Source organism: Spiribacter sp. 1M189, from assembly GCF_040838345.1.
Taxonomy (GTDB): domain Bacteria; phylum Pseudomonadota; class Gammaproteobacteria; order Nitrococcales; family Nitrococcaceae; genus Spiribacter; species Spiribacter insolitus.
Map to the genome: position 1 here is coordinate 662,491 of NZ_JBAKFF010000001.1, position 25,145 is coordinate 687,635.

At 63.4% G+C, this 25,145-nt stretch carries 25 protein-coding genes; 11 read left to right on the plus strand and 14 right to left on the minus strand.

Features of this window, described 5'->3' with window-relative positions:
* The first annotated feature begins 1 nt into the window (after position 1).
* From urtD to V6X30_RS03380, 8 genes are all read left to right on the plus strand, one after another.
* Positions 2-751, plus strand: coding sequence for an urea ABC transporter ATP-binding protein UrtD (gene urtD / locus V6X30_RS03345; RefSeq protein WP_367983232.1), 750 nt, complete (start codon positions 2-4; stop codon positions 749-751).
* Positions 744-1,439 carry an urea ABC transporter ATP-binding subunit UrtE gene (gene urtE / locus V6X30_RS03350; protein WP_367983233.1) on the plus strand — a complete coding sequence of 232 codons (696 nt, stop codon included), beginning with the start codon at positions 744-746 and terminating at the stop codon, positions 1,437-1,439. The genes urtD and urtE overlap by 8 nt, the downstream gene beginning before the upstream one ends.
* A gap of 64 nt (positions 1,440-1,503) precedes the next feature.
* The gene (locus tag V6X30_RS03355; protein ID WP_367983234.1) at positions 1,504-2,550 is read left to right on the plus strand and encodes an aliphatic amidase; all 1,047 of its coding nucleotides are present in this window, start codon (positions 1,504-1,506) and stop codon (positions 2,548-2,550) included.
* Between the two features lie 80 nt (positions 2,551-2,630).
* Positions 2,631-3,770 carry an AAA family ATPase gene (locus tag V6X30_RS03360; RefSeq protein WP_367983235.1) on the plus strand — a complete coding sequence of 380 codons (1,140 nt, stop codon included), beginning with the start codon at positions 2,631-2,633 and terminating at the stop codon, positions 3,768-3,770.
* Positions 3,767-4,924, plus strand: a complete 1,158-nt coding sequence (locus V6X30_RS03365) for a transporter substrate-binding domain-containing protein (RefSeq protein ID WP_367983236.1) — start codon at positions 3,767-3,769, stop codon at positions 4,922-4,924. Before V6X30_RS03360 ends, V6X30_RS03365 begins: the two co-directional genes overlap by 4 nt.
* Positions 4,921-5,559, plus strand: a complete 639-nt coding sequence (locus tag V6X30_RS03370; protein ID WP_367983237.1) for an ANTAR domain-containing response regulator — start codon at positions 4,921-4,923, stop codon at positions 5,557-5,559. Before V6X30_RS03365 ends, V6X30_RS03370 begins: the two co-directional genes overlap by 4 nt.
* Positions 5,560-5,658: 99 nt before the next feature.
* Positions 5,659-6,447: an enoyl-ACP reductase FabI gene (gene fabI, locus V6X30_RS03375; protein WP_367983238.1), complete on the plus strand. Its 789-nt coding sequence runs from the start codon at positions 5,659-5,661 to the stop codon at positions 6,445-6,447.
* 14 nt (positions 6,448-6,461) lie between these two features.
* Positions 6,462-7,892 carry a bifunctional enoyl-CoA hydratase/phosphate acetyltransferase gene (locus V6X30_RS03380; protein ID WP_367983239.1) on the plus strand — a complete coding sequence of 477 codons (1,431 nt, stop codon included), beginning with the start codon at positions 6,462-6,464 and terminating at the stop codon, positions 7,890-7,892.
* A 6-nt stretch (positions 7,893-7,898) separates the two neighbouring features.
* Here V6X30_RS03380 and panD read toward each other — a convergent pair whose 3' ends face one another.
* Positions 7,899-8,258, minus strand: a complete 360-nt coding sequence (gene panD, locus V6X30_RS03385) for an aspartate 1-decarboxylase (protein ID WP_367983240.1) — start codon at positions 8,256-8,258, stop codon at positions 7,899-7,901.
* 159 nt (positions 8,259-8,417) lie between these two features.
* Between panD and queF the strand changes: the two genes are divergently transcribed.
* On the plus strand, positions 8,418-8,882 hold the full coding sequence (queF, locus tag V6X30_RS03390) for a preQ(1) synthase (RefSeq protein ID WP_367983241.1): 465 nt from the start codon (positions 8,418-8,420) through the stop codon (positions 8,880-8,882).
* A 40-nt stretch (positions 8,883-8,922) separates the two neighbouring features.
* A complete protein-coding gene (locus V6X30_RS03395; RefSeq protein WP_367983242.1) occupies positions 8,923-10,671 on the plus strand; it encodes an ABC transporter transmembrane domain-containing protein in 1,749 nt (582 codons plus the stop codon).
* On the opposite strand, the gene V6X30_RS03400 is transcribed toward V6X30_RS03395, so the two are convergent.
* From V6X30_RS03400 to V6X30_RS03440, 9 genes are all read right to left on the minus strand, one after another.
* On the minus strand, positions 10,662-11,816 hold the full coding sequence (locus tag V6X30_RS03400; RefSeq protein WP_367983243.1) for a lycopene cyclase family protein: 1,155 nt from the start codon (positions 11,814-11,816) through the stop codon (positions 10,662-10,664). The two genes, V6X30_RS03395 and V6X30_RS03400, sit on opposite strands and share 10 nt — an antisense overlap.
* Entirely contained in the window at positions 11,813-12,652 is an 840-nt protein-coding gene (locus V6X30_RS03405) for a phytoene/squalene synthase family protein (RefSeq protein WP_367983244.1), read from the minus strand. Before V6X30_RS03405 ends, V6X30_RS03400 begins: the two co-directional genes overlap by 4 nt.
* Positions 12,649-14,121, minus strand: coding sequence for a phytoene desaturase family protein (gene crtI / locus V6X30_RS03410; protein ID WP_367983245.1), 1,473 nt, complete (start codon positions 14,119-14,121; stop codon positions 12,649-12,651). Before crtI ends, V6X30_RS03405 begins: the two co-directional genes overlap by 4 nt.
* Positions 14,122-14,127: 6 nt before the next feature.
* Positions 14,128-15,108, minus strand: a complete 981-nt coding sequence (locus V6X30_RS03415) for a polyprenyl synthetase family protein (RefSeq protein ID WP_367983246.1) — start codon at positions 15,106-15,108, stop codon at positions 14,128-14,130.
* Between the two features lie 100 nt (positions 15,109-15,208).
* A complete protein-coding gene (locus tag V6X30_RS03420) occupies positions 15,209-15,970 on the minus strand; it encodes a bacteriorhodopsin-like (RefSeq protein WP_367983247.1) in 762 nt (253 codons plus the stop codon).
* Between the two features lie 382 nt (positions 15,971-16,352).
* Entirely contained in the window at positions 16,353-17,162 is an 810-nt protein-coding gene (locus tag V6X30_RS03425) for a TonB family protein (protein ID WP_367983248.1), read from the minus strand.
* Positions 17,159-17,566 carry an ExbD/TolR family protein gene (locus tag V6X30_RS03430; RefSeq protein WP_367983249.1) on the minus strand — a complete coding sequence of 136 codons (408 nt, stop codon included), beginning with the start codon at positions 17,564-17,566 and terminating at the stop codon, positions 17,159-17,161. The genes V6X30_RS03425 and V6X30_RS03430 overlap by 4 nt, the downstream gene beginning before the upstream one ends.
* 2 nt (positions 17,567-17,568) lie before the next feature.
* Positions 17,569-17,973: an ExbD/TolR family protein gene (locus V6X30_RS03435; RefSeq protein WP_367983250.1), complete on the minus strand. Its 405-nt coding sequence runs from the start codon at positions 17,971-17,973 to the stop codon at positions 17,569-17,571.
* An 11-nt stretch (positions 17,974-17,984) separates the two neighbouring features.
* Positions 17,985-18,635, minus strand: a complete 651-nt coding sequence (locus tag V6X30_RS03440) for a MotA/TolQ/ExbB proton channel family protein (protein ID WP_367983251.1) — start codon at positions 18,633-18,635, stop codon at positions 17,985-17,987.
* Positions 18,636-18,712: 77 nt separating this feature from the next.
* Between V6X30_RS03440 and V6X30_RS03445 the strand changes: the two genes are divergently transcribed.
* Positions 18,713-20,629: an ATP-binding cassette domain-containing protein gene (locus tag V6X30_RS03445; protein WP_367983252.1), complete on the plus strand. Its 1,917-nt coding sequence runs from the start codon at positions 18,713-18,715 to the stop codon at positions 20,627-20,629.
* Positions 20,630-20,634: 5 nt separating this feature from the next.
* On the opposite strand, the gene V6X30_RS03450 is transcribed toward V6X30_RS03445, so the two are convergent.
* From V6X30_RS03450 to V6X30_RS03465, 4 genes are all read right to left on the minus strand, one after another.
* Complete coding sequence (locus tag V6X30_RS03450; protein ID WP_367983253.1) at positions 20,635-22,149, minus strand: CoA-acylating methylmalonate-semialdehyde dehydrogenase; 1,515 nt, start codon at positions 22,147-22,149, stop codon at positions 20,635-20,637.
* A 70-nt stretch (positions 22,150-22,219) separates the two neighbouring features.
* A complete protein-coding gene (locus V6X30_RS03455) occupies positions 22,220-23,083 on the minus strand; it encodes a Brp/Blh family beta-carotene 15,15'-dioxygenase (RefSeq protein ID WP_367983254.1) in 864 nt (287 codons plus the stop codon).
* A 133-nt stretch (positions 23,084-23,216) separates the two neighbouring features.
* The gene (locus V6X30_RS03460) at positions 23,217-23,927 is read right to left on the minus strand and encodes an SDR family NAD(P)-dependent oxidoreductase (RefSeq protein ID WP_367983255.1); all 711 of its coding nucleotides are present in this window, start codon (positions 23,925-23,927) and stop codon (positions 23,217-23,219) included.
* Positions 23,928-23,939: 12 nt separating this feature from the next.
* Entirely contained in the window at positions 23,940-25,001 is a 1,062-nt protein-coding gene (locus V6X30_RS03465) for an NAD(P)-dependent alcohol dehydrogenase (protein ID WP_367983256.1), read from the minus strand.
* Between the last annotated feature and the right edge of the window lie 144 nt (positions 25,002-25,145).

Genomic DNA, 25,145 nt, shown 5'->3' on the forward strand with positions numbered 1-25,145 from the left:
GATGGCGTCCGTCACACTCGAGTCACTCACCGTCCGCTTCGGCGGGCTGGTGGCAGTCAACGAACTCGATCTGCAGGTCCGTGATGGCGAACTGCGGTGCTTACTCGGGCCGAATGGAGCGGGTAAATCCACCACGCTCGATCTTATCTGCGGGAAGACCCGGCCCACCTCCGGGCGGATTCTGCTGGGTGGCACGGATATCACGACCCTGCATGAGTTCGAGCGAGCGCGCCACGGCGTCGGGCGCAAGTTCCAGACTCCAAGTGTTTTCAAGGACCTGACAGTGCTTGAAAACCTGGAGGTCGCGCGGTCGGCGAACCCATCCTTTCTGCATTCGCTACGCGTTTTCCGAACATCGGTCCAGGGCCGGATCCAGGAGGTTCTCGATCTGGTCGGGCTGAGCGCGGAGGTCGCCACGCGGGCCGGCAATCTCTCTCATGGCCAGACCCAATGGCTCGAGATTGCCATGCTCCTCATCCAGGACTGTCAGGTCCTGCTCATGGATGAACCCACGGCTGGCATGACGATTCAGGAAACCGAACAGACGGCCAGGCTCTTCAGCCAGTTGCGTGGTGAGCACACGATGATCGTGGTCGAGCATGACATGAGTTTCGTCCGTGATATCGCCGAGACCGTCACCGTCATGGACATGGGGAAGCTGCTGGCCCAGGGCACGATCCAGGAGATAGAGGCCGATCCAAAGGTTCGGGAAGCCTATCTGGCGGATACGGGGGATGAGGCTCATGCTTGAGGTAAAGGATCTCTATTCCTATTACGGCAAGAGCCCGGTCATCCAGGGGATCGACTTCCAGGTGGCCGAGGGCGGGTTTTTCGGCGTCGTCGGGCGAAATGGCGTTGGCAAGACGACGCTCCTGCGAACCCTCATGGGACTGACCGACAGGGCGACCGGGACAATCCGCTTCAACGGCCAGGATCTGCTCCAGAAGACCACGCCCGAGCGCGCCGGGGCGGGGATTGCCTACATTCCCCAGGGGCGTGAGGTGATTCCGCGCTTTACCGTGCGCGAAAACCTGATCATGGGCACTTTCCCGCGCGAGGACGGCAGTCGCGACATCCCCGAGCACATCTTCGAGATGTTCCCGATTCTCGATGAGTTCATCGAGCGCCGGGCCGGCGACCTGTCCGGAGGGCAGCAACAGCAGCTTGCCATCGGTCGCGCCCTGGCAATGAAGCCGCGGATCATGCTTCTGGACGAGCCCACCGAGGGGATTCAGCCGAATATCGTCCAGCAGATTGAGCAGGTGCTGAAGCAGCTCAACCGGGAGATGGGCCTGACGATCATCCTCGTCGAGCAGAACACCCGTTTCGTGCGGGAGGTTGCCGACGAGTTTTTGCTTATCGAAAAGGGCCGCGTCTCGCTGCGGGGGCCTGGCGAGGCGCTCACCGGCGAGGTCGTTGAGAAGTATTTGTCGATTTAGCGGTTCCTGCGATTCCACCAGGAATTGTCTGGGACTTTTTCATGGCGATATAGGAGAGAGCGCAATGCGTCACGGTGATATTTCGAGTAGTAACGACACGGTCGGCGTCGCCGTTGTCAACTACAAGATGCCCCGGCTGCATACCAAGGCCGAGGTGCTGGACAATGCCCAGAACATTGCCGACATGGTCGTCGGCATGAAGAAGGGTTTGCCGGGCATGGATCTGGTCATTTTCCCGGAGTACAGCACCCACGGGATTATGTACGACCCTGATGAGATGATGGAGACCGCCTCGACTATCCCGGGCGACGAAACTGAGATCTTCGCCAAGGCCTGCCGTCAGGCGAACACCTGGGGGGTTTTCTCTCTGACGGGTGAACGCCACGAGGAGCATCCCAAGAAGAGCCCCTACAACACGCTTGTTCTGATGAATAATAAAGGCGAGATCGTCCAGCGCTACCGCAAGGTGATCCCCTGGTGTCCCATTGAGGGCTGGTATCCGGGTGGCCATACCTATGTGAGTGAAGGGCCGAAGGGGCTCAAGGTCAGCCTGATCATCTGCGATGACGGCAACTACCCGGAGATCTGGCGCGACTGTGCCATGAAGGGTGCCGAACTGATCGTCCGCTGCCAGGGCTATATGTATCCGGCGAAGGAGCAGCAGATCAACATGGCCAAGTGCATGGCCTGGGCCAACAACTCCTATGTGGCCGTTGCCAATGCCACCGGGTTTGACGGGGTCTACAGCTACTTCGGGCACTCCGCGCTGGTCGGTTTCGACGGTCGCACGCTGGGTGAGTGCGGTGAGGAAGAGATGGGGATCCAGTACGCGCAGATGTCCGTTTCGCAGATTCGTGACGCCCGTGCCAATGATCAGTCGCAGAACCATCTCTTCAAGATCCTGCATCGGGGCTACACCGGCATGCATGACTCGGGCGACGGGGACAAGGGCGTAGCCGAGTGCCCGTTCGAGTTCTACAAGACCTGGGTCAACGACGCCGAGAAGGCGCGTGAAGATGTCGAGGCCATGACCCGCGAGACGGTCGGTACGGCCGAATGCCCCGTGGGCAACCTGCCGTATGCAGCGAAGGAGAAGTCAGCGGGTAAATAAGCTGACGGGCTGCCGTTGTGCCCGGCACCCTGGTGCCGGGCCGCGGCATGCAGACGATCCTTTCAGGGAGAGGCCATTGGATGCCGTTTCTGACCGACAGACTGGCCGATGCCGAGCGCAACCGAGCCGACCGTGAAGCCCTGGCCGCCGAGAGTGTGGGCAATGGCTTGCAGAATGCCGCCGAAGAGACTGCGAACCTGCAATCGCGCTACAAGTTTGATGTTGCCGGCGTCATGGCAGTGGTTCGGCACGAGGTGCGGGGGCAGTCTCAGGCGCTCGACGCCATTGAGCGCATGCTCAAGGTTGTCCGGGCGGACATCGCGGACCCTCGTCGACCCCCTTTTACGGCATTGTTTCTGGGCCCGACCGGTGTCGGTAAGACCGAGACCGTCCGCGCGTTGGCCCGTGGGCTGTATGACGATGCTGATGCCTTCTGCCGGGTCGATATGAATACGCTCTCGCAGGAGCACTATGCCGCCGCGATTACCGGGGCGCCGCCAGGGTACGTCGGCGCCAAGGAGGGTAAGACCATCCTTGATCAGGAGCTTATCGAGGGGCAGCGGGGCAGGCCGGGAATCGTCCTATTTGATGAGATCGAAAAAGCCAGTCCAGAGGCGACCCAGGCGCTGCTGAATGTCTTCGACAATGGCCAGATGACGGTCGCTTCGGGGGAGCGCACCTACAGTTTTCGCAACACCATCGTGCTCATGACCAGCAATCTTGGTGCTCGCGATATCTACCAGCACGAGGCGCTTGGCCGCGGTCGCCTTGGTCATTGGCGGCGCCTGCGTCGGTGGCTCGCCGGGCATAAACTCGACGAACTGCTGCGCAATCGGCTGAATGACCATTTCTCACCGGAATTCGTCAATCGCATAGATAACATTACGGTCTATAACTGGATCGAGCGCGAGATGGTCGAGGAGCTGGCGGGAATCGAGATCGAAAGGCTTAACCGGCGGCTGCAAAAGCACAATTGCAGGCTGGCGCTCGATCATGCGGCCCGCCGGGCATTGGCGGCCCGGGGGTTCGATCGTCAGTACGGCGCCCGGGCCCTGCGGCGGGTCATTCGCAGCGAGGTGGAGGTGCCGTTTGCCGAGTATTTGCTGAGCGGTGCGCATGACCCCGCCGCCCATCACGGGGCACCGGCGACCTACGAGGTGCGCATCAATAAAAGCGACGATATGGAATTTCATCGTATGACCGAGCGGGAAAATCAATGACAGGGAATCGAAACGAGGAAAGCTGGCCGGTTGGCATCCTGTTCTCGCAGACAGGCGTTACCGCGATCATCGAGCAGTCGCAGCTCAACGGCGCGCTGCTCGCCATCGACGAAATCAACGAAGCAGGCGGTGCGGCGGGCCGGCCGATTTCGCCGATCATTCTTGATCCAGCCTCCGATCCCGTCCGCTATCGGACCATGGCGGAAGAGCTGCTCGGCAGTCTCCAGACCAATGTCATCTTCGGCTGCTATATGTCCTCTTCCAGAAAGGAAGTGCTGCCGGTGGTCGAGCGCTATAACGGGCTGCTCTTCTACCCGACCCTGTACGAAGGTTTCGAGTATTCGCCGAACGTCATCTACGGGGGGGCCGCGCCCAATCAGAACAGTCTGCCCCTTGCCATGTACCTGATGGACAATTTCGGTTCTCGATTTTATTTCGTCGGGTCGGATTATATCTACCCGCGCGAGTCCAACCGGGTGATGCGCAATATCGTCCGCCAGGGGGGCGGAGAGGTGGTCGCCGAGAAATACGTTGATCTGAGCGCCGGTCCCGAGGACTTTGCGCCGATCATCCAGCACATCGCCGAGGTTCAGCCCGATGTGGTGTTCTCAACCGTGGTCGGTACCGGCACGGTGAATTTCTACCGCGCTTACCATGAGGCCGGTGGCGATGGCCTGCAGCGGCCGATCGCGAGCCTGACCACCAATGAAGCAGAGGTGGCGGCCATGGGTAACGCATCGGCGCAGGGGCATATCACCGCCGCGCCGTACTTCCGCAACATCGTCACCCGCCGCAATATGGACTTCCTGGCCCGTTACCAGGCGAAGTTCGGTGAGGTGGAGACGGTCACGAGCGCTTGTGAGGCCGCTTATTTTCAGGTTCACTTGTATGCCAACGCGCTGAGACTCGCGGGTGCGGGAAACACGGATCAGTTGCGCTCGGTATTGCGCGGGGCGGAATTTGAAGCACCGCAGGGACGCATCAAGGTTGATCCGGACAACAATCATGCGTATCTGCTATCCCGAATTGCGCGAGTGGACGATCAAGGCGAGTTCATCCTCGAGCGCGAGGCCTCTCGCCCGATCAAGCCGGACCCCTACCTGGCCGTGCCGGCCTTGAACGACTGGGCCAACACGCCGGTCTGGATTCGATGACGGGCGACGAGGGCATTATTGAACGCCTCCGCGGGCTGAATGCTCTCGTGCTGCATCCCAGAGACGGTGATGCCGAAGAGCTACTGCTGCAGCTCAACCGGATCGGATGCCGAGCGCAGGCGGTCTGGCCACCGCCCAAGGTGGATGCGGATCCGGTGGATATCGCCTTTATCCTTGTCCAGGAAAAGCCGCTTGAGAGTATTCTTGAGTATCTCGAGCGCCAGTCAACGCGTCCTTCCCTCATTGGCCTTGCCGGCTACGAGAGCCCGTCGGTACTTAATCACCTGATTTCGCTGCAGGTCGATAGTGTGCTGACCAAGCCGATCCGCCCCTCGGGGGTCCTGACCAGTATGGTCACCGCGCGGCGGATCTGGCAGGAGTGCCGGCACAAGGACCGGTTGATCTCAAAACTTCGAAGCAAGGTCGAGAACAGCCAGAAACTCAATGATGCCAAACTGATCCTGATGCGCCTGCACGAGATCGGCGAGCAGGATGCCTATCGGGCGATGCGCCAGCAGGCCATGGAGTCACGGCAGACCGTGACCGAGGTCGCCGAGGCCATCATTCAGTCACACTCCCTGCTGACGAGCCTTGTCAGTCACAGAGATTTTGACGCTGATCCCGGCCCTGACTGAATCCGAGCCCGCCATCCTGATTCCACCGCGTCATGATTGCAGCTGACATGACGTTCCTGTTAAGTGTGCAGTGCAACATACGCAGGAACAGGAGTCAGTATGAGCACCAGTACGCTACCCGGTGACTTTTCCCTGGAAGGCCGGGTGGGGATCGTTACCGGTCTCGCCAATGAGAACAGCATTGCCTATGGCTGCGCTCGGGCGCTCTCGGCGCTGGGCGCGGAGTTCATGGTGACCTATGCCAGCCCCAGGGCGGAGCGGTTCGTGACCCCGCTTGCCGAGGCAATGGGCAATCCGGAGTACCAGCTTTGCGATGTGCAGGATCCGGACTCGCTCGCCGGTCTGTTCCGCCGGGCGGAAGAGCGCTGGGGCCGGCTCGACTTCGTCATTCACTCCATTGCCTTCGCCCCGCTGGAGGATCTGCACGGGCGGTTGACGGATTCGTCATCAGCGGGCTTCACCCAGGCCATGGATGTCTCCTGTCATTCCTTCATTCGCATGGCCCATCACGCCGAGCCGCTCATGAGCGAGGGCGGTAGCCTGATCTGCATGACCTATCACGGTGCCGATCAGGCAGTAGCCAACTATGGCCTGATGGGACCCGTGAAGGCGGCACTGGAGTCGTCGACCCGTTACCTGGCCACTGAGCTGGGGCCTGCGGGCATTCGCGTCAACGCCATCTCGCCCGGGCCGATCCGGACCCGGGCGGCTTCCGGGTTGAAGGACTTCGAGGAGCTCGCCACCGACGGCGAGACACGATCGCCGCTGGGACGGCTGGCTACCGTTGAGGACATCGGCAACACGGCGGCCTGGCTGATCTCGGATGCCGGCTCCGCGGTTACCGGCGGGATCCATTACGTGGATGCCGGTCATCACATTCAGTTCTGATCAAGGAGAGCGCAATGGGGGCCCTAGGCCAGACCACCACGATCGAGAACCGGACCTATGAAGAGATGGTGGTGGGCGACTCGGCAACTTTCGAGAAACGCCTCACCATGGACGACATCAAGCTCTTTGCCGTGATGTCGGGGGACGTGAACCCGGCTCACGTTGACGAAGAGTTTGCCCGTAGCAGTCGCTTTCACGAGCTCATCGCCCATGGCATGTGGGGTGGCGCGCTGATATCAACGGTGCTGGGTACCCAATTGCCCGGGCCGGGGACGATCTACCTGGGACAGACGCTGCGATTCCGCGGGCCGGTGACACTCGGGGATCAAGTGCGTGTCACGGTTACCGTCCGCGAGAAGCTCGATGAAAAGCGCCATATCGTTTTTGGCTGCGAGTGCCACAACCAGGATGAGGCGCTGGTTTTGGACGGCGAGGCGCGGGTGCTTGCGCCCTCGGAGAAGATCAATCGACCGCGGGCGGTGATGCCCTCGGTACGGCTTGCCGAGCGCGGCCGTCTCTCCGAGATGCTGGCCGGGGCGGAGTACGACGAGCCGGTGACAGCTGCGGTTGTCCATCCGGTGGATATCGAGAGTATGCGTGCGCTATCCGCGGCGGCGGGTGAGGGCGTCATCCGCCCGGTGCTGGTTGGCCCGGCGGCCCGGATCGATGCCGCCGCAGAGGATGCCGGCGTGGACATCGGTGCCTTCGAACGGGTCAACACCCGGCATAGCCATGCGGCGGCTGAGGCGGCGGCGGGCCTGGCAGCAGCCGGTGATGTGGCGACCATTATCAAGGGCGGGCTGCCGATGGATGAGCTCCTCAGCGCCCTGATCAGGCGGGATAACGGCCTTGCGACGGAGCGCACCCCCAGCCAGGTCATGGCGTTTGACGTCCCGACCTATCCGCGGCCGCTGCTGATCTCCGATCCGCAGGTGAATATCCATCCGGCACTCTTCGAGAAGCGGGATATGGTTCGCAATGCGGTCGCCCTGGCCCATGCCCTTGGAATCGACGAACCGCGTGTCGCCATGCTCTCGTCGTCGGAGGCGATTGAGCCAAACCTCTCCTCAACCCTGGATGCAGCGGCCATCTGCAAGATGGCGGATCGGGGGCAGGTATCAGGGGCGGTCGTCGATGGCCCGATGGCTTTCGACACGGCCATTTCCGAGGCAACCGCGAGCGCGCGGGGCGTGGATTCTCCGGTGGCGGGTCGCGCGGACATACTGGTTGCCCCCGACCTGGAAGCGGCGAGTATGCTGGTAAAGCAGCTCAGCCACCTGGCCGATGCACGGGGTGCCGGGCTTCTGCTCGGGCTGAGAGTTCCGGTGGTGATGAGCAATCGCGACGACGATGTCGCAAGCCGACTGACGGGTATCGGCCTGGCAAGGCAGTACCTCGCGCATGTCGTGGATGCCCGCCGCGGCGCACTGGGTGCGGTCGTCTAGACCGGATCAGCGGTCGAGGGTCTTCTGCCGATTGGCATCGTCGACGAATACCAGCGAGGGCCGCCAGTTATCGGCGGTGTCGGCATCAACCGAGGCGTAGGCGGCGATGATCACCTTATCGCCACGGCTGGCCAGATGGGCGGCCGCCCCGTTGATGGTGATGTCGCCGCGATCGCGCTCGCCTTCGATGATGTAGGTCTCGAATCGATGACCATTAGTGATGTTGTAGACGTGGACCTGCTGGAATGGCACCAGGCCTGATGCATCCAGCAGTGCCCGGTCAATGGTGATGCTGCCTTCGTAATCCAGGTTCGCGTCCGTGACGGTGGCGCGGTGGATCTTGGCTTGCAACATGGAAATTTTCATCGCTTCAATTCGTGACCTTATCGCCGTTTCGTGGCCCAATAATGGGCTCAAGCCCGCACATTGTAATCACGGGAGACGCTTGTCAATGACATTTCGTAACGAGTACCACCACGGCGGGATCAGGCCGCCGGCTGGCCTGAAGCAACGCGGAGATGCCCTGTGAGCGAAGATATCTACGCCGGTCTCTCGCAGCTCGGCAGCCAGACGGCTATCCCGACATCGCCCGAGGACGCCGTCCTGGAACGGGTGCCCAACCCCCAATCCGACGTGCGCTACGTGGCGCGTTTCACCGCGCCGGAGTTTACCTCGCTCTGTCCCATGACCGGGCAGCCGGATTTCGCGCATCTGGTCATTGACTACATCCCGGGCCAGTGGCTCGTGGAGAGCAAGTCGCTCAAGATGTTCCTGTTCTCATTCCGCAACCACGGCGCCTTTCATGAGGACTGCACCGTGACCATTGCCCGGCGCCTCGCCGACCTGCTCGAGCCGGTCTGGCTGCGCATCGGCGGGTACTGGTATCCGCGCGGCGGCATTCCCATTGACGTGTTCTACCAGACCGGCGAGCCGCCGGCGGACGTCTGGATCCCGGACCAGGGCGTGGCCTCCTATCGGGGACGGGGCTAGAGCATGTCCTTTGCATAGCGCATCATCCCGGAGCGTCGCAGTGCAGAAATTTGGCGGTCTGCTGCGCCTGGCAAGCTATCTGAGGCCGTACTGGCGACAGGCCCTGATCGCCGGCGCTGCACTTATCGTGGCGGCTGGCAGTGTGCTCGGCATTGGCCAGGGCCTGCGGCTCGTGATCGATCGGGGTTTTGCCGAAGGTACGCAGGCCGCCCTGGATCAGGCCCTGCTGATCACCGGCGCGGTCGTGCTGGTGCTGGCGGCGGCCTCGGCGCTGCGCTTCTACTGGGTGATGTGGATCGGAGAGCGAGTGGCGGCCGATCTGCGGCGCGATGTGTTCAATCATCTGCTGGCGCTGGAGCCGGGTTTCTACCTGCGCAACGGGGTGGGTGAGATTCAGTCGCGTATGACCACCGATACGGCGCTGTTACAGAGCGTGCTGGGGTCGACGTTCTCCATGGCGCTGCGCAATGCGCTGTTGCTGCTTGGCACGCTGGCCATGCTGGTAGTGACCAGTCCAGGGCTGAGCGGGCTGGTGATCATTGGCATTCCGGTGGTCGTTGCGCCGATGCTGATCTATGGCCGCCGCGTTCGCCGACTCTCCCGGCTGAGCCAGGATCGCATCGCCGATGTTGGCAGCTATGCCGGAGAAACACTGGGTGGTATCGAGACCGTGCAGGCCTTTGTGCACGAGCCGGTGGACCGCGGTGTTTTCAGTGACCGGGTGGAGGAGGCATTTGCCACCGCGGTACGGCGTATCCGCCAGCGTGCCGGGCTGAATGCGGTGGCATTGCTTCTCGCGTTCAGCGGCGTGGCGTTCGTGCTCTGGCGCGGTGGGCACGCAGTCCTCTCGGGCGCCATGACGGCGGGGGAGCTCTCGGCCTTCATTTTCTATGCCGTGTTGGCCGCAGGCGCCGTGGGCGTGCTCTCGGAGGTTGCCGGTGAGCTATTCCGGGCATCCGGCGCCGCCGAGCGGCTCTTCGAGCTGCTGGACGCGCAGGCGGAGATCCGCGCACCGCAACGGCCGGTGCCTCTGCCGGCACCCGCGCAGGGCGAGGTCATGCTGGAGCAGGTGATGTTCCGCTATCCGACGCGTCCCGAACCCGCGGCACTTGCCGGTGTTGATCTGCGGATCAATGCCGGCGAGACCCTGGCGCTGGTCGGGCCCTCGGGTGCCGGCAAGAGTACGCTGATCAGTCTTCTGCTCCGCTTTCATGATCCCGACTCGGGCCGGATTCAGTTCGACGGCGTGGACTTGCCTGAGGCCGATCCGGCTGCGCTGCGTAGATCGATGGCATTGGTCGCCCAGACGCCGATCCTGTTCACGGGAACGGTCCGGGATAACATCCGATTCGGTGATCCGCAGGCAACCGACGCGCAGATCATCCAGGCCGCCGATGCAGCCAATTGCACGGATTTCATCGAAGCACTGCCACAGGGGATCGATACGCACATCGGACCGGGTGGGGTGCAGCTCTCCGGCGGACAGCGCCAGCGCGTGGCGATCGCCCGCGCCATTCTCCGCGATCCGGCCCTATTGCTGCTCGACGAGGCGACCAGCAGCCTCGACGCGGAAAGCGAACAGCAGGTGCAGATTGCACTGGCTCGTCTGATGGCGGATCGGACCAGTGTGGTGATCGCTCACCGCCTGGCGACGGTCCGTAACGCCGACCGGATCGCCGTCCTGGAAGCCGGGCGGATTCGGGCGGTGGGATCACACGACGAACTGATGGAGGCTGACAGCCTGTATGCGCATCTCGCCGCCTTGCAATTCCGTGCGTCCTACGCCTGAGTCGGGCAGGCCAACTGGCGCCGCTTGAGGCTGTAGCGCCCGGCAGCGGCGATCATTGGGGGTGCCGGCAGGGCGCGCAGAACGCCCCACAGATCCAGGGCGCGGGGTTGGCTCATTAAAAAGCGCACCAGTGATTCCGGCGGCGTATTTCGGAATAACGTCATGAAGCGCTCCGGTGCCTGGCCGAGTTCGGCGTCCGCCCAGAGCGATTCGAGGAATACGCCGTCGAGCCAGTCCATGATCCGCTGGCGGCCGGGCGGGGCCGGCTCGTGACCGGCGATCAGCGCATCGGCACACTGGTCGGCCCATTGCTGGATGCCGTGGAAAGCGTAGCCGGTGGCCGGTCGCATGCTGCCGCCGGCGGTGCCAGTGCGCATCCAGCCATCGCGATCGTACGGCGCAATGGGCGCCATCGGGAGATTGCCGTATTCTTCTCGCTTGACGGTGTATCCACCGCAACGACGCTGTTCGAGTAATCGGTCGAGCGCGCTGGCCAATTCCGCCCGATCCGGCCGATTCGGCGTGAAGCGAGTCAGCTCGACAAGGCGCCGGCTGTCGCTGATCGGCAACTCGTAGACGAAGGTAAGCAACGGTTCATCGTCTTCGAGGAAATGCATCAGACCAACGGGCCCGCTGCCGTCGAGATCAGGGCCGCTGATTTCCCGACCGATAAAGCTCTGCCAGACCCAGGGCCTTGGCAGTTGCAGCGTCGGCGCACGGGAATCCATAACCCGCTTTGCGCTTATCTCGCGTCCGTCGCTGAGGGTAAGCCGCCAGCTATCGGCCTCGAGCGCCGAATCCACCAAGGAGACGCCGCCGAGGTAAGACCAGTCGTCCCTGATTTCAACCGCGCCGAGGGCTCGTTGCTGAACCGCTGACGAGCGCAGCATTTCGTAGGGGAGGCGTTGGCTGCTGCGGACCAGGTCCTCGTCGGCGTAGCGGACGGACCAGCTGGTCCAGCTGCGTTCGACTTGCTCGATAAAGGGGTGGTCATGGACCCGCCAGCCGCACCAGGTCTGGTCATCGAGCGGCAGGGGGCGAGGTTCAACGACCGCGATACGGCCCGGGTAATGCGCACTCAGGCGCACGGCAAGACTCATCGCGGCGGCACCAAAGCCGACGAGCGCCAGGTCGAAGTCACTCATGCCGGCCGATCGCTGGCTCCGGTATCGAGCCGTGGCCGCGCTACCGTGTGCATCGCGAGCCGGCGCCGCTCGCGATGGCTGAGTGAGACCCGACCCTCCCAGTAGCGGCATCCACCGTCTCGGACGCGCAGACCAATGGCGCGGTAGAGTCGGGCGGCGACACGGATCGCCATGCGATTGCGCAGCGGAATCAGCCCCATGCCGGTCTCGGCCCGGGCATAGTGCGTTTCGGCAAGATCAACGACACGTCGGATTGCACTGCGCACCGGCTCGCGATGGACCGGCCTGGCGGTCGCAATCGCATCGGCGGAGAGCTGCCCGATCCACTGCCCGGGCAGATAACGTCGGCCGCGGCGGGCATCCTCGAGCACATCACGAGAGATGTTCGTGAGCTGCATGGCGATTCCGAGTGATACCGCCGCATCCCGCCCGCGAATCGGATCCGCCCCGAGTAGTGGGCACATCAGTTCACCCACCGTGCCGGCCACGCCGTAGCAGTAATCCAGCAGCTCCTGCTCGTCATTGATAAGACAGCCCTCATCGGCTTCCTTCGCCGCGGTACGGGCGAGTGTCACCAACGGCGCCGTGGCCAGTGCCCGTCGCCGGACCATCTCGCCAAAGCCATCCACCGGGATGCGTTCCGGTTCGTGGGCTTCCAGGGCATCGATGAAGTCCTCGATGCGCCCCGCACCATCCGTGGATTCGTCGGCGATGTCGTCAATAAGACGGCAGACGGCATAGAGGACGGCCACGTCATCGACATCTCCGGGGCGCAGCAGTCGGCTCGCCATGTGGAAGCTGCTGGCATGCCGCGCCAGGACGTCACGCGGGTTCATGCGGCCTCCGCATCATCCGGGAACAGGCGCTCAAGGACCTTGGCGCTGGAGAGCACGCCCGGCATGCCTGCGCCGGGATGCGTGCCGGCACCGACCAGGTACAGGTTTCGCAGCCCCTCGGCACGGTTGTGGAAGCGGAACCATGCCGACTGACGAAACAGCGGAGCGACGCTGAAGCCGCTGCCGTGGACGCTTTGGTAGTTATGGCGGAAATCGTCCGGTGTCATGTGAAAATCCGCCCGAATATGCGCACTGAGCTCCGGGAGGATCGTGCGCTCCAGCGCGTCGATGATCCGCGACTTCAGCTTCGGCCCTTCCACCGACCAGTCAATATCGCCGAGCAGGTTCGGTACCGGCGCCAGCACGTAGAAGCTGTCATGACCGGCCGGCGCAAAGCTGGGATCGGTCGCGGTCGGGCGATGCAGGTAGAGCGAGAAGTCCTCGGATAGCACCTTGCGGTCGAAGATATCGTGCAGTAGCTCGCGATAGCGCTCGCCAAGCCAAATCGTGTGGTGCGCCACCTCCGGATATTGCCGGTCGGTGCCGAAGTAGAGGACAAACAGACCCATCGACGTGCTGGCGAGGCGGCGCTTGATACGCGCTGTGGTCGGAACGCTGTCCATCAGCTCGCCGTAGAGGTGCATCGGGTCGAGGTTGGAGACAAAATTGTCGGCGCGAAGCTGCCGGCCATCATCAAGACTCACGGATTCGACGCGATTGCCGGTGCGATGCACGCCGGTGATACTCCGGCCGTTCTCGACCCGCACGCCCTGGCGCTCCAGCAGGCCGGCGAGGGCGTCGACCAGTGCGCCGGTCCCGCCCATGGCGAAATGAACCCCCCACTCGCGCTCGAGGTAGTGGATGAGTCCATAGATGCAGGTGGTGTCAAACGGGTTGCCACCGACGAGCAGCGGTTGCAGGGATAGGGCGCGGCGCAGGTACGGGTGCTGGATATGGCGGGAGACCATGGTCCAGACACTGCGGTCGAAGCGAAGGCGCAACAGCCTGGGGATCTGCCGCGCCATGAATGACGCGCGATGGAAGGGCTGGTCGCCGAGCTCGCGGAACCCGATATCGAACAGCTCGCGGGACTCCGCCAGCAGGCCATGGTAGCCGGATACGTCCTCCGGGTTGAACCGGGCGATCTCGGCCTCCATCCGCTCGATTCCCGGGCCGTAGTCGAAAAAGGTGTCGTCCGGGAAGCGGAAGCGATACCAGGGATCAAGGGGGCGCAGTTCCAGATGGTCGTGCAGTGACTCGCCGAACAGCTCGAAGAGCTCGGCGAACAGAAACGGCGCGGTGATCACCGTCGGCCCGGCGTCGTGCCGGTAGCCTTGGCGCTCGAACACCTGTGCCCGTCCGCCCAGCCTCGGGCAGCGATCGACGAGCGTTACGTCATGGCCTCGTGCCCTCAGGCGCAATGCAGCGGCGATGCCCCCGAAACCGCCGCCCATAATCAGGGAGTGCATAAGCTCCTATCCTTTTTGTCGTGTCGGGGTCGTCCGGGCTACTTGCTGGGCTTTGTCCGCGAGCCGTTCGATCAGGCTCATGACGTCATGACTGAGCGGGGCGGGCAGCTGTGCAGACAGGCGACGCGCCCGGCCCAGCGCCGCATTGACATGACGCAGACAGCGCTGCCGGATGCGGCCGCCATCCTCGGCCCGGCCGGGTGGTTGATGATGCCGCCAGGCATGCAGGGGATGGAGACGCCCGGTATCCGCGAGGCATGTCATCTCCTGGAGATCATCCATGTCGTCGAGGATCTGATAGGCGAGTCCGATTGCCTCGGCCACTCCGCGACTGAGCGCCGGGGTGTATCGGGCAGGGGCGGGTGTGGTGATGCCGACGTTCAATGCGAGTTCGATAAGCGGTGCGGTTTTATCACGCGTAGCCCGCAGATAGTCCGCTACACGCCGGGGTGCATCGGAGGCGTTGTCGGCCAACTCGACGCTCTGGCCGCCGATGACCCTACCGGCGTGCTCGGCCATGAAGTCGGAGAGGTGGCGAGCCGTCGTTGCGTCCTTGACCCGTGTCGCCGCGCGAAACGCGCTGGTGAGCAGCAGGTCGCCGGCGCAGAGGGCGATGTTGTCGCCATGGATGGCGCGGACGGTGGGTTTATCCCGTCGGTAGTCGTCGCCGTCGCTGATGTCGTCGTGGACCAGCGATGCGTTGTGCAGCAGCTCGCAGGCCGCGGCTGCCGCGATATTGTCCTGGGCGCTCAGCCGGTTGGCGCCACTGGCCAGTGCCAGTTTCGCCCGCATCCGGTGTCCGCCGGTTTCAAGGTGATAGAGCGCGGCCTCACGGGCGGGTGTCGCCGGCATGCCGCATACAAGGGCGATCATGAACTGATCTACCCGCTCAAGCAGGGAGGGTTCAGCGAATGCCTTCAGCGCGTCCTGCCCGGTGGCAGTGACTGTGTCGGGTGTCCTTGATTGAGTGACGTCGACTGCGGCCACTTGGATTACCCCCTCGCGCTCGGTCCGCTGAAGCGGCTGCCGGACAAGGTCCGACAGCCACTGGTTTGGCGCTGGCTGTGCCAGCTGATCGGTCTCCCGATCAGGCCTGGGCGTTGGCCTCGTGCTCGGACTTGCGCATGGCAATCACGAGAATGAGGATGCCGAAGACCGCCTTCGCCACGATGTCGGCGATGGTGTAACCCACCTCGACGGCCGTGATGGCAGCACCACCGGTCAGCCCGATCAGCGGGAAGAGGAAGACGATCGGGTAGAACAACCAGGAGATGACCACCAGGGTCGCCGCGCCGTTGATCAGGCCACGGACGTTCTCGGGCTGCTTGCCGATCGAGCCCTTCAGGCCGACCACGAGCTGGTAGACGATGTAGACGAACGGAATCATCGACAGCACCCAGAACGTGAAACGCGTGCCGGCGGATTCGGCCACTTCGCCGGGATAGCCCAGGATGATCATCAGGGCAGCCGCACCACCGAGCCAGACGCTCTTGGATACGGTCTCGCTGCGCGAAAGCCGCATAACGAGGATCAGCTCGATAAGCAGCAGCGGCACAGTGAGCAGCCAGTCAACGTAACGGTAGGCCTGGTTGAACGGATAGCCCGTTACTTCCAGATTGCCGTTCATTACAGAGAATGCCGCATCCCATGAGAGCATGATCTGCAGATAGTGGTAAGCCGCAATCGCGGTGACCAGCCCGGAGATGGTAACCGCCATCTTGTAGGCCGGGGCGACCTGGCTGCGGGAGAACCACAGGAACAGCGTTGCGGCGGCCATGACCGCAAGGCCGAACGAGAAGGCATTGGCAATGAATGTGTACTGGCCAAGACTGAGAGTCGAAAGGTCCATCGGTTTATTCCTCCTTTTGGAATCGTTCCAGACGGTACGCCCCGTTATGGAGCAGGTCAATCGCCTGAAACGCACGGCTGCGGTGCATTCGATTGACTGAGGAAATCGACCGGAAACATGGACTGATCCGGACCTCGCTCATGGACAAATAACGGGTCCGAGTCGTTCGATGTTTTTTTCCGGCCCCTACGTGGTGCAAAGTGCACAGTGGGTATTATGCATGAAAGCGACGCAAGCTTACATGACATTTGTCAAATTCCATTCTCCAGTCACGACAACGCTCAAGGAGATGACCGATGCGGTTCATCGTCACGCTCACATTCTCGATGCTGTTGATCACAGGCTGCAGTGGTGTGCCGCTGGTGCCAGGGATCTGAGATCACTAACGGAGGGAGAAATCCACCGGAACGTTGACGACTTGACCCGCGACGTCCAGGTCGTCCGGTGGCGGGGGCAAGGGTCGTGCGCGCGCCAGCATTTCGCGCACGGCCTCATCGAGCCGCTGATGACCGCTGCTACGGCTGATGCGCGAGGACTTTATCTGTCCGTCGGCGGTCAGCTCGATCTCGAGAACGGCCGTCCCCTCGAGACGTCTCATTTTCGCTCTTCGCGGGTAACGGCGGTGTTCCGCCAGCCATTGCCGTAGCTCCCCAAAGTACGATGCGATTTGTTGCGCCGCGGAGTGCGCCGTCTGGTCTGCACCGACGGGCCCAATCGGTGTATTGATTTTTTTTTCAGAGGCCTGCGAAGCATTCTTTGAATTCAGTTGATCTTTATTGGGCTTTGCCGTGTCATCGACGCTGGGACTGGGCTCGTTTGCAGCATGCTCCGGCGGCATGCTGCGTTCCGCTCTCTGCCCCGGTTCAGCGGCCGGCTCGGTCGCCGTTTCTGGCGCGGCTTTTACTTTGTTATGAGCATGTCTAACAGCGGGCTCAGCCGACGGCGTGGACTTGTCGAGTGGAGGTGACGCCGGCTCTGACTCTGGTTCCGACTCTGGCTCTGACTCTGACCTTGACTCTGGCTGACGCGGGGTCGCAGGCGTAGCCGAACCGAGGTCGATGGTGACCGTGCGCTCACCATCACGATCCCCGGTGACGGTGTCCGGTTGCGTGGCCCCTACGAGCAGGAGCAGGTGAATGCCACCGGCGACCGCCAGAGCCAGGATCCAATGCGTGGGGTGCAGCCGCTTCATGGTTGCCGTGTCGTCAGTTCGGTGGTCCTCACCCCCGCCGCCTTCATCTGCTTCAGCAGTGTGATGACGGTGTTCGCCTCTACCTCGCCATCCGCAACAATGCGTATACGCGGGCCGGCGTCGCTGCCGATCATTTCGACCAGTCGCTGCTCGAGACGATCGCGACTCACGCGGCGCGAGTCGATGGCGAGGGCGCCGTCGCGCGCCATGTGGACAGTGACCTCCGCTGGCGTGTCGACTGGATCACCGGCGACCATGGGTGGGTTCACCTCGAAAGGGGGAAGGCGTGTCAACTGGCCGGCGATGATGAAAAACGCGAGCAGCAGGAAGACGATATTAATGAGTGGCAGCACGGCCGCTTCACTATCATCCCGCCTGCGTCGGGTCTCGAGGCCAAGTCCCATCGTTACGGCGCCTCCGACGGGATCAGGGTAATGTCATCGATGCCGGCCCCGCGCAGATCGGCGGTTGTCTGCAGCAGGCGTTCGAGCGTGACCCCCTCTTGGGCCCGGATCGCCACGACCTCACTGGACGTCTGTCGCAGGCGCTGACGGACGGCGTCGCCGACATCGCCGGAGAAAAGCGGTTCGCCGTCGATTCGCATGCCGACCGGCGAGAGCTCGATATGGACCTGGTCACTGGCGCTTTCGCTGCCCGCGCCACCGTCGGCGACGCCCAGTGGCACGCGTCCCTGGTCTTCGAGCGTGCTTGCCAACATAAAGAAGATCAGCAGGATGAAAATGACATCAATGAGCGGTGTCAGTCGGATAAGGCGTGCCGAGCGGGATACGGGCGCGCGGATGGTCGGCATCGAAAGGGACATCACCGGCCTTTTGTCGAACGGCTCGCCGGTGCCTGGGTGAAAAGCCGGGTGACGAGGCTGTCCATCTCCTGCCCGAGGCGCTCCACTCGAGACTCGAGCCAGCTCAGCGAGGCAACGGCAGGGATCGCAACACCCAGTCCGACCGCGGTGGTCGTCAGCGCCTGCCAGATGCCGCCGGAGAGTACGGCCGGGCTGACACCGGACCCCTCGCGCTCCATTGCCTGGAAGGCCTCGATCATCCCCAGCACGGTTCCGAGTAAGCCGAGCAGCGGGGCAAGGCTCGCGATCAGCTCCAGCGGGCGCAGGCCACCACGCAGCGCACGTAACTCGTCGTTGCCGACTCGGGTCAGCTCCTCGCGCAGCCGGCGGTCATCGAGCGGGGCGGCAGTCAATCCATGAATGGCGAGCGCCGTCAGCCGGGCGGCCGGCGCGCGTGTCCGACTCACCATCGCCCGGGCGGCCTCGCGATCCCCGCTGAGGAACAGATCAACCGCTGCGCGCGCCTCTTTGAACCGATGAATGCGGTTGATGGCGAACTGCATACTCTTCGCCAGAATGATGGCCAGACCGACAACCGACATAAGCAGGAGCACGGCGATGACCGGGCCACCGGTCTGGTAGAGCTGACGGATCGTCTCGGCAATAGTCATGCGCAGAGCATACTGCAGCGCATGTCCGTCATGAAATTGGCTCTGTTAAGCTGGCGCATTGCACTGCGGGAGTCCCCATGAGTCTGATCCATCTCACTGATATCGAGTTCTCGGTGGGTGGGCCGCCACTGCTGGACGGCGCGTCGCTCTCTGTCGAGCCCCGGGAGCGTATCTGCCTGGTCGGCCGCAACGGGGTGGGCAAATCGACGCTGCTACGCATCATCGACGGATCGATCGAGCCGGAGGCTGGCCGCGTGCAGGCCGGGGAAGCGGTGGCGGTTGCTCGGCTTGAGCAGGCGGTCCCCGATGATCTTGAGGGTAGCGTGTTTGACGTGGTCACTGAGGGCCTGGGTGAGCTGGGGCAATTGCTTGCGAGGCATCACGATCTGACCCAGGCGCTGGGAGCGGGGGAGGGTGATCCGGAAGCGCTCGCGGATCTGCACTCGCGCATCGACGCCGCCGGCGGATGGCAGATCGAGCAGCGCGTCGAATCGGTCCTGACGCGATTCGGGCTGCCGGCGGACAGTCCATTCCAGGGGCTCTCCGGCGGTCTCAAGCGCCGGGTTCTGCTGGCCCGCGCCGTGGTGTCGGCGCCGGATGTGCTCCTGCTCGACGAGCCCACCAATCACCTGGATATTGACGCCATCAGCTGGCTCGAATCGTTCATGCGCGAGTTCAGCGGCAGCATCGTGTTCGTCACGCATGACCGGGCGTTTCTCCAGGCGGTTGCAACGCGCATTGTTGAAATCGACAGGGGACAGCTCACGAGCTGGCCCGGCGACTATGCCAATTACCTGCGCCGGCGCGCCGAGCGTGATCACGCCGAGGCGGAAGAGCAGGCGCGTTTCGATAAGAAACTCCGGCAGGAGGAGGCGTGGATCCGGCAGGGCATCAAGGCCCGGCGAACCCGCAACGAGGGGCGGGTGAGAGCCCTGCAGGCCATGCGCAGGGAGCGGGCGGAGCGGCGCGAGCGTCCCGGGGATGCACGGCTGACGATGGCTGCCGGCGAGCGCTCGGGCAAGCGGGTGATCGAAGCGGAGCATGTGGACTACGCCATTGCGGGGCGACAGCTGGTGCGCGATTTCAGCACCCGGATCCAGCGTGGTGACCGGGTCGGGATCCTCGGCCCTAATGGTGTCGGTAAGACGACATTGCTGAGATTGCTGGTGGGTGACCTCGTGCCAGACAACGGGCGAGTCATCCAGGGGACGGGGCTGCAGATCGCGTATTTCGACCAGCATCGGGCATCCCTCGACGACAGCCGCAGCGCTCGGGAGAACGTTGCCGGCGGCGAGGAATTCATCGATCTCGGTGCCGACGGGCGGCGTCATGTGATGGGCTACCTGCAGGATTTTCTATTCTCGCCGGAGCGTGCCAATGCGCCGATCAGTCGATTATCAGGTGGCGAGCGTAACCGTCTTCTATTGGCCCAGCTGTTCGCCCGGCCCTCGAATCTGCTCGTCCTCGATGAGCCCACCAACGATCTGGATGTGGAGACACTGGAGTTGCTGGAGGAACGCCTGGTGGGCTACTCCGGCACCTTGCTGCTGGTCTCTCATGACCGCGCGTTTCTCGACAATGTCGTGACCAGCGTTCTGGTACCCGAGGGGGATGGTGTGATTGGCGAGTATGTCGGCGGCTATGCGGACTGGCTCCGTCAGCGCACGCCTGCGCCGGCAAAGGCGACGCGGAGCCACCAGCCCACTACCGAGCGTCAGGAGGCTGCGGCGGGTTCGAGCGGAGGGGATCGCCGTTCCAGAAAACCGAAACGCCTCACCTACGGCGAGGCGCTGGAGCTGGAAGGCCTGCCCGCCCGTATCGAGTCGCTCGAGTCCGCCGTTGACGCCGAACGCCAGAAGGTAGGCGACCCTGCGCTCTACCAGGCGGACGCGACCACCATCCAGACCGCCATGGCCGACCTGGAGTCAGCCGAAGCCGAGCTCGCGCAGGCCTATGAGCGCTGGGAGTGGCTGGAGGCCCGGCGTGACGCGTGAGGCGGTCAGCGCATGGTTGGCATCACGAACTGATTGTCGTCGCGGACCCCGCGGGGCCAGCGCGCGGTGATGGTCTTCATGCGGGTATAGAAGCGCACCCCATCCGGCCCATGGGCATGCAGTACCCCGAAACGCGAGCGCTTCCAGCCACCAAAACTATAGAAAGCCATGGGCACTGGAATCGGTACGTTGATGCCAACCATGCCTGCCTCGATGGCGACGGCATAGGTGCGCGCGGCGTCGCCGTCGCGCGTGAAGATGGCCGTCCCGTTACCGAACTCGTGGCGATTGACGATAGCCACCGCTTCATCGAAATCGCTCGCCCGGACCACGGATAGCACCGGGCCGAAGATCTCCTCGTTGTAGATACGCATGTCGGTGCTGACATGATCGAACAGGCAGGCGCCCATGTAGAAGCCGTCGGGATGGCCGGGGACGTCAACCTCACGGCCGTCATGGACCAGTTCGGCCCCCTCACGAAGCCCGATCTCGACATACTCCGCCACCTTGTCCCGGTGGTCCCGGGTAACCAGTGGGCCCATCTCCGGCTCATCGGCGTCGAGGCCGTTACCGATCCGAAGATTCGCCAGACGCGCCTTGAGCGCCGCCACCAGGCGCTCGGCGGTCTCCTCGCCAACCGGGACGGCCACGGAGATCGCCATGCAGCGCTCGCCCGCTGAACCGTAGGCCGCGCCCATGAGTGCGTCGGCGGCGCCCTCGATATCGGCATCGGGCATGATGACCATGTGATTCTTTGCACCGCCAAGCGCCTGAACGCGCTTGCCATGGGCAGCGCCGGTCGCGTAGATCGATTCCGCAATGGGCGTCGAGCCAACGAAACTGATGGCCCCGACCCGCTCATCAGTCAACAGCGTTTCCACCGATTCGCGATCGCCATTGAGTACGTTGAAAACCCCGGCGGGCAGACCTGCCTCTTCCAGCAGCTCGGCGAGCAGCAGCGGCGTGCTTGGCGCCTTTTCGGAGGGCTTGAGAATGAATGTATTGCCGCAGGCAATGGCGATGGGGAACATCCACATCGGCACCATAGCCGGGAAGTTGAACGGGGTGATCCCCGCACATACGCCCACCGGATGCCGTTGCGACCACGAGTCCACGTCGCTGCCGACATTGCCGGAGTGCTCGCCCTTGAGCAGGTGCGGGATGCCGCAGGCGAATTCCACGACCTCAAGCCCGCGGGTCACCTCGCCCCGGGCATCCGAGAGGACCTTGCCATGCTCGCGTGTGATCGACTCGGCGATGCGTGACAGATCACGCTCTAGCAGGGCCTTGAAGCGAAACATCACCCGTGCGCGCCGCAGGGGGGTCATCGCCTGCCACTCGGCCAGGGCCCGGTGCGCCGCCGTGATGGCATCCCGCGTGCGCTCGGCGTCTGCCAGTGCCACGGCGCCGGTCTGCTCGCCGGTCGCGGGGTTGTAGACCGGCGCGCGGCGATCCGGCTCCTTCGGGGTCCTCGTGCCGTTGATGTAGTGGTTGATCTCGTGAACGGGTGTCTCGGTCATGTCTTTTTTTCCTTCAGGCCCGGATGGCCCTTTGTACAGGCATTGATCGGTCGGGCATCTTACCGCGGGGTCATTCCGCCCGGCGCGGACTCGCGATGAACTCGAGAATCATGTGCGGCACCGTGAGGGCGGCAAGCCCGATAAAGATGATGCGCATGAGGATAGCGTCACTCGGCATACCGATCAGGAAGGGCAGAGCCGCCAGGGCGAGTGCATAGGTTGCCAGCGTGGTTGGTGCGACCGCTCGAAGGCGCTCACGCCAGCCGTCGAGGCCGAGATCACGGGCGGCGAGCTCAAGATGTCGCGGGCTATGAAGAAAACACCAGTAGGCGATGAAATAGGCGAGTGGGTGCAGCAGCGCGGCCCCGGCTGCCAGGAGCAGGGGGTCACGCCAGTCGCTGGTGGCGCGGCTTGGGCTCAGCGCCAGCGCGGCGACCAGGATGATGCCGCCGACACCGAGTGCCCACGGCGCCGCCGCGACGAGGAGATCCGCCCGTGTTGCACCCAGCATCTCAAAGAGCGGCTGGACCGCTTGCGGGTGCAGAGTGACCGGCAGGCCGAGGATCCATAGTCCATAGCCCACGCCACCGATACGCCCCAGCCGATGGGCGACATCGTCCCCGAAATGCACGGCGGAGTAGAGCAGGAACGCCCCGAGGGCGGCATTGGGCGCCTGCAGCCAGATCGCAATCACCACCGCGCTCAGTGCCATGTATCCGCCGAGGAAGGCGATGAGGCGCGGCATGCTGTGAAGCCTTAGGTGGCGTTTGGCAACCGCAGTGTCGAGGCTGCCGTGGGGAAGCCCGAGGACGGCGGTGCTCAATGCCAGGACGACGTAAAGCGGCCATTGCCCCGACAGGGCCGAGAAACCCAGCGAGAGCAGAAGACCGATCGGGAAAAGCCAGAAGGCTGGGGGCCGGGCACTCGTTTCCATGATCGTCTCCGTCGTTGTTACGCCGAATCATACGCCAGAGAGATTACCAAGGCGGCCCATGCCCGGCCTATGCCAATCTGCATTCCGCTTGACTTCGCGCAGGACAACCTACGCCCGCCGACCCGCTCGCGTCCTACCATTTCTCCGCGAATGGTCGTGCCTCGACTTCGAATGACCAGGCTGACCGCGGTTGGTGGGTAAGCCACCAGGCCGTTTCCGCAATATCCTTCGGGTCGAGAAAGAAATCGTCCGGCTTATCCGGCAGCCGTTCCCGGGCCCGGGGGAGATCGACGATCCCGTCGATCATGATGGTCGATACATGGATGCCCTCGGGCCAGAGCCGCTTGGCGAGCGATTCGGTGAGATTACGCTGGGCGCCTTTGGCGCTGGCAAAGGCGGCGGTCATGGCACCACCCCGGCGCGACGCCGTGGCGCCAGTGACCACGATGTTGCCGTGGCCCGCCTTGCGCATGCCGGGGGCGACCGCGCGTGTCGCAGTCACCAATCCAAGCACGTTCACCCGCCAGGAGGCCTCGAAATCCGCCAGGTCCAATGATTCGAAGTCGCCCCAGATACCGGCGCCGGCGTTGTGCAGGAGCGTATCGACCGGGCCGAGTTCGTGGCTGATCCGCGCGAATGTCTCGCCGATGGCCTCCGGATCGGCGAGGTCACAGTCGTAGGCCCGCGCCTGTTCGCCGATTTCCTCGGCGAGCGGCCCGGTGGTCCCGGCGCTGCGGGCAATCAGCGCGACCTGATATCCACCGGCCGCAAAGCGGCGGGCGAAGGCCGCGCCATTGCCTGGGCCGACACCATTGACCACGCATACGGGATGGTCTTCAGTCATTCGAACAGATCCTTATGATGCTGTGCCTTTGAGGGTCGCCATGTCGATCACGAAGCGATATTTCACATCTCCCTTTTTTACCCGCTCATAGGCCTCGTTGAGTTTACGGATATCGAGCATCTCCACATCGCAGGCGATGTCATTATCGGCGCAGAAATCGAGCACTTCCTGGGTTTCGGGCATCCCGCCGATCAGCGATCCGGCGAGCACCTTGCGGCCCATGACCAGAGGGCCAGCCTGCAGCGGCGGCTCCACGGGCTCGAGCAGGCCCACGAGGATGTGGGTGCCGTCGTAGCGCAGTAGCCCGATGTAAGGATTGAGATCATGCTGAACCGGGACGGTGTCGAGCATGAAGTCGAACTGCCCGGCGGCGGCCTGCATCTGCTCTTCGTCGGTCGAGATGATGACCTGGTGGGCGCCCTGGGCCTCGGCTTCCGACACCTTGTCGGGCGAGCGCGTGAAGACCGTGACTTCGGCGCCCAGTGCGCGGGCGAACTTGATGCCCATGTGACCCAGTCCGCCCATACCGATCACCCCTACTTTGTGGCCGGGTTTCACACCGTAGTGGCGCAGCGGCGAGTAGGTGGTGATACCGGCACACAGTAGCGGGGCGGCGGCCGCCGGATCGAGTTGCTCGGGGATGCGCACGACGAAGTGTTCGTTGACCACGACGGAATCCGAATAGCCGCCGTAAGTCACCGTACCGTCATGCCGGTCGATGCCATTGTAGGTCACCACGGGGCCTTCCAGACAGTACTGCTCGAGACCCTGTTGGCAGGGCTCGCAGTGCCGGCAGGAGTCCACCATGCACCCCACACCGACGGTATCGCCTGGCTGGAAGGCACTGACATGCTCGCCGACCGCGGTCACCCGCCCGATGATTTCGTGGCCCGGGACCACCGGGTACATGGTCATGCCCCAGTCGTTCTGGGCGAAGTGGATATCGGTGTGGCAAACGCCGCAGTAGTCGATTTCGATGGCGACATCATCGCCCCGCAGCTCGCGACGCTCGATGGTCAGTGGCGCCAGACCGGACGCCTCTGATTGGGCAGCATAGGCATTGGCTGTCGGCATGGTTGGCTCCGTTTTCCGTCCAAGTGGTGCGCAAGGGTTTCATACGTGGTCGTTTACTGAAAGCGGCATCGCCAACGGGGCCACAATAACCAGGATGAGTGGATGGGCTGGCTCAACCACCTGATCACGTCTGTTGCCCATCGC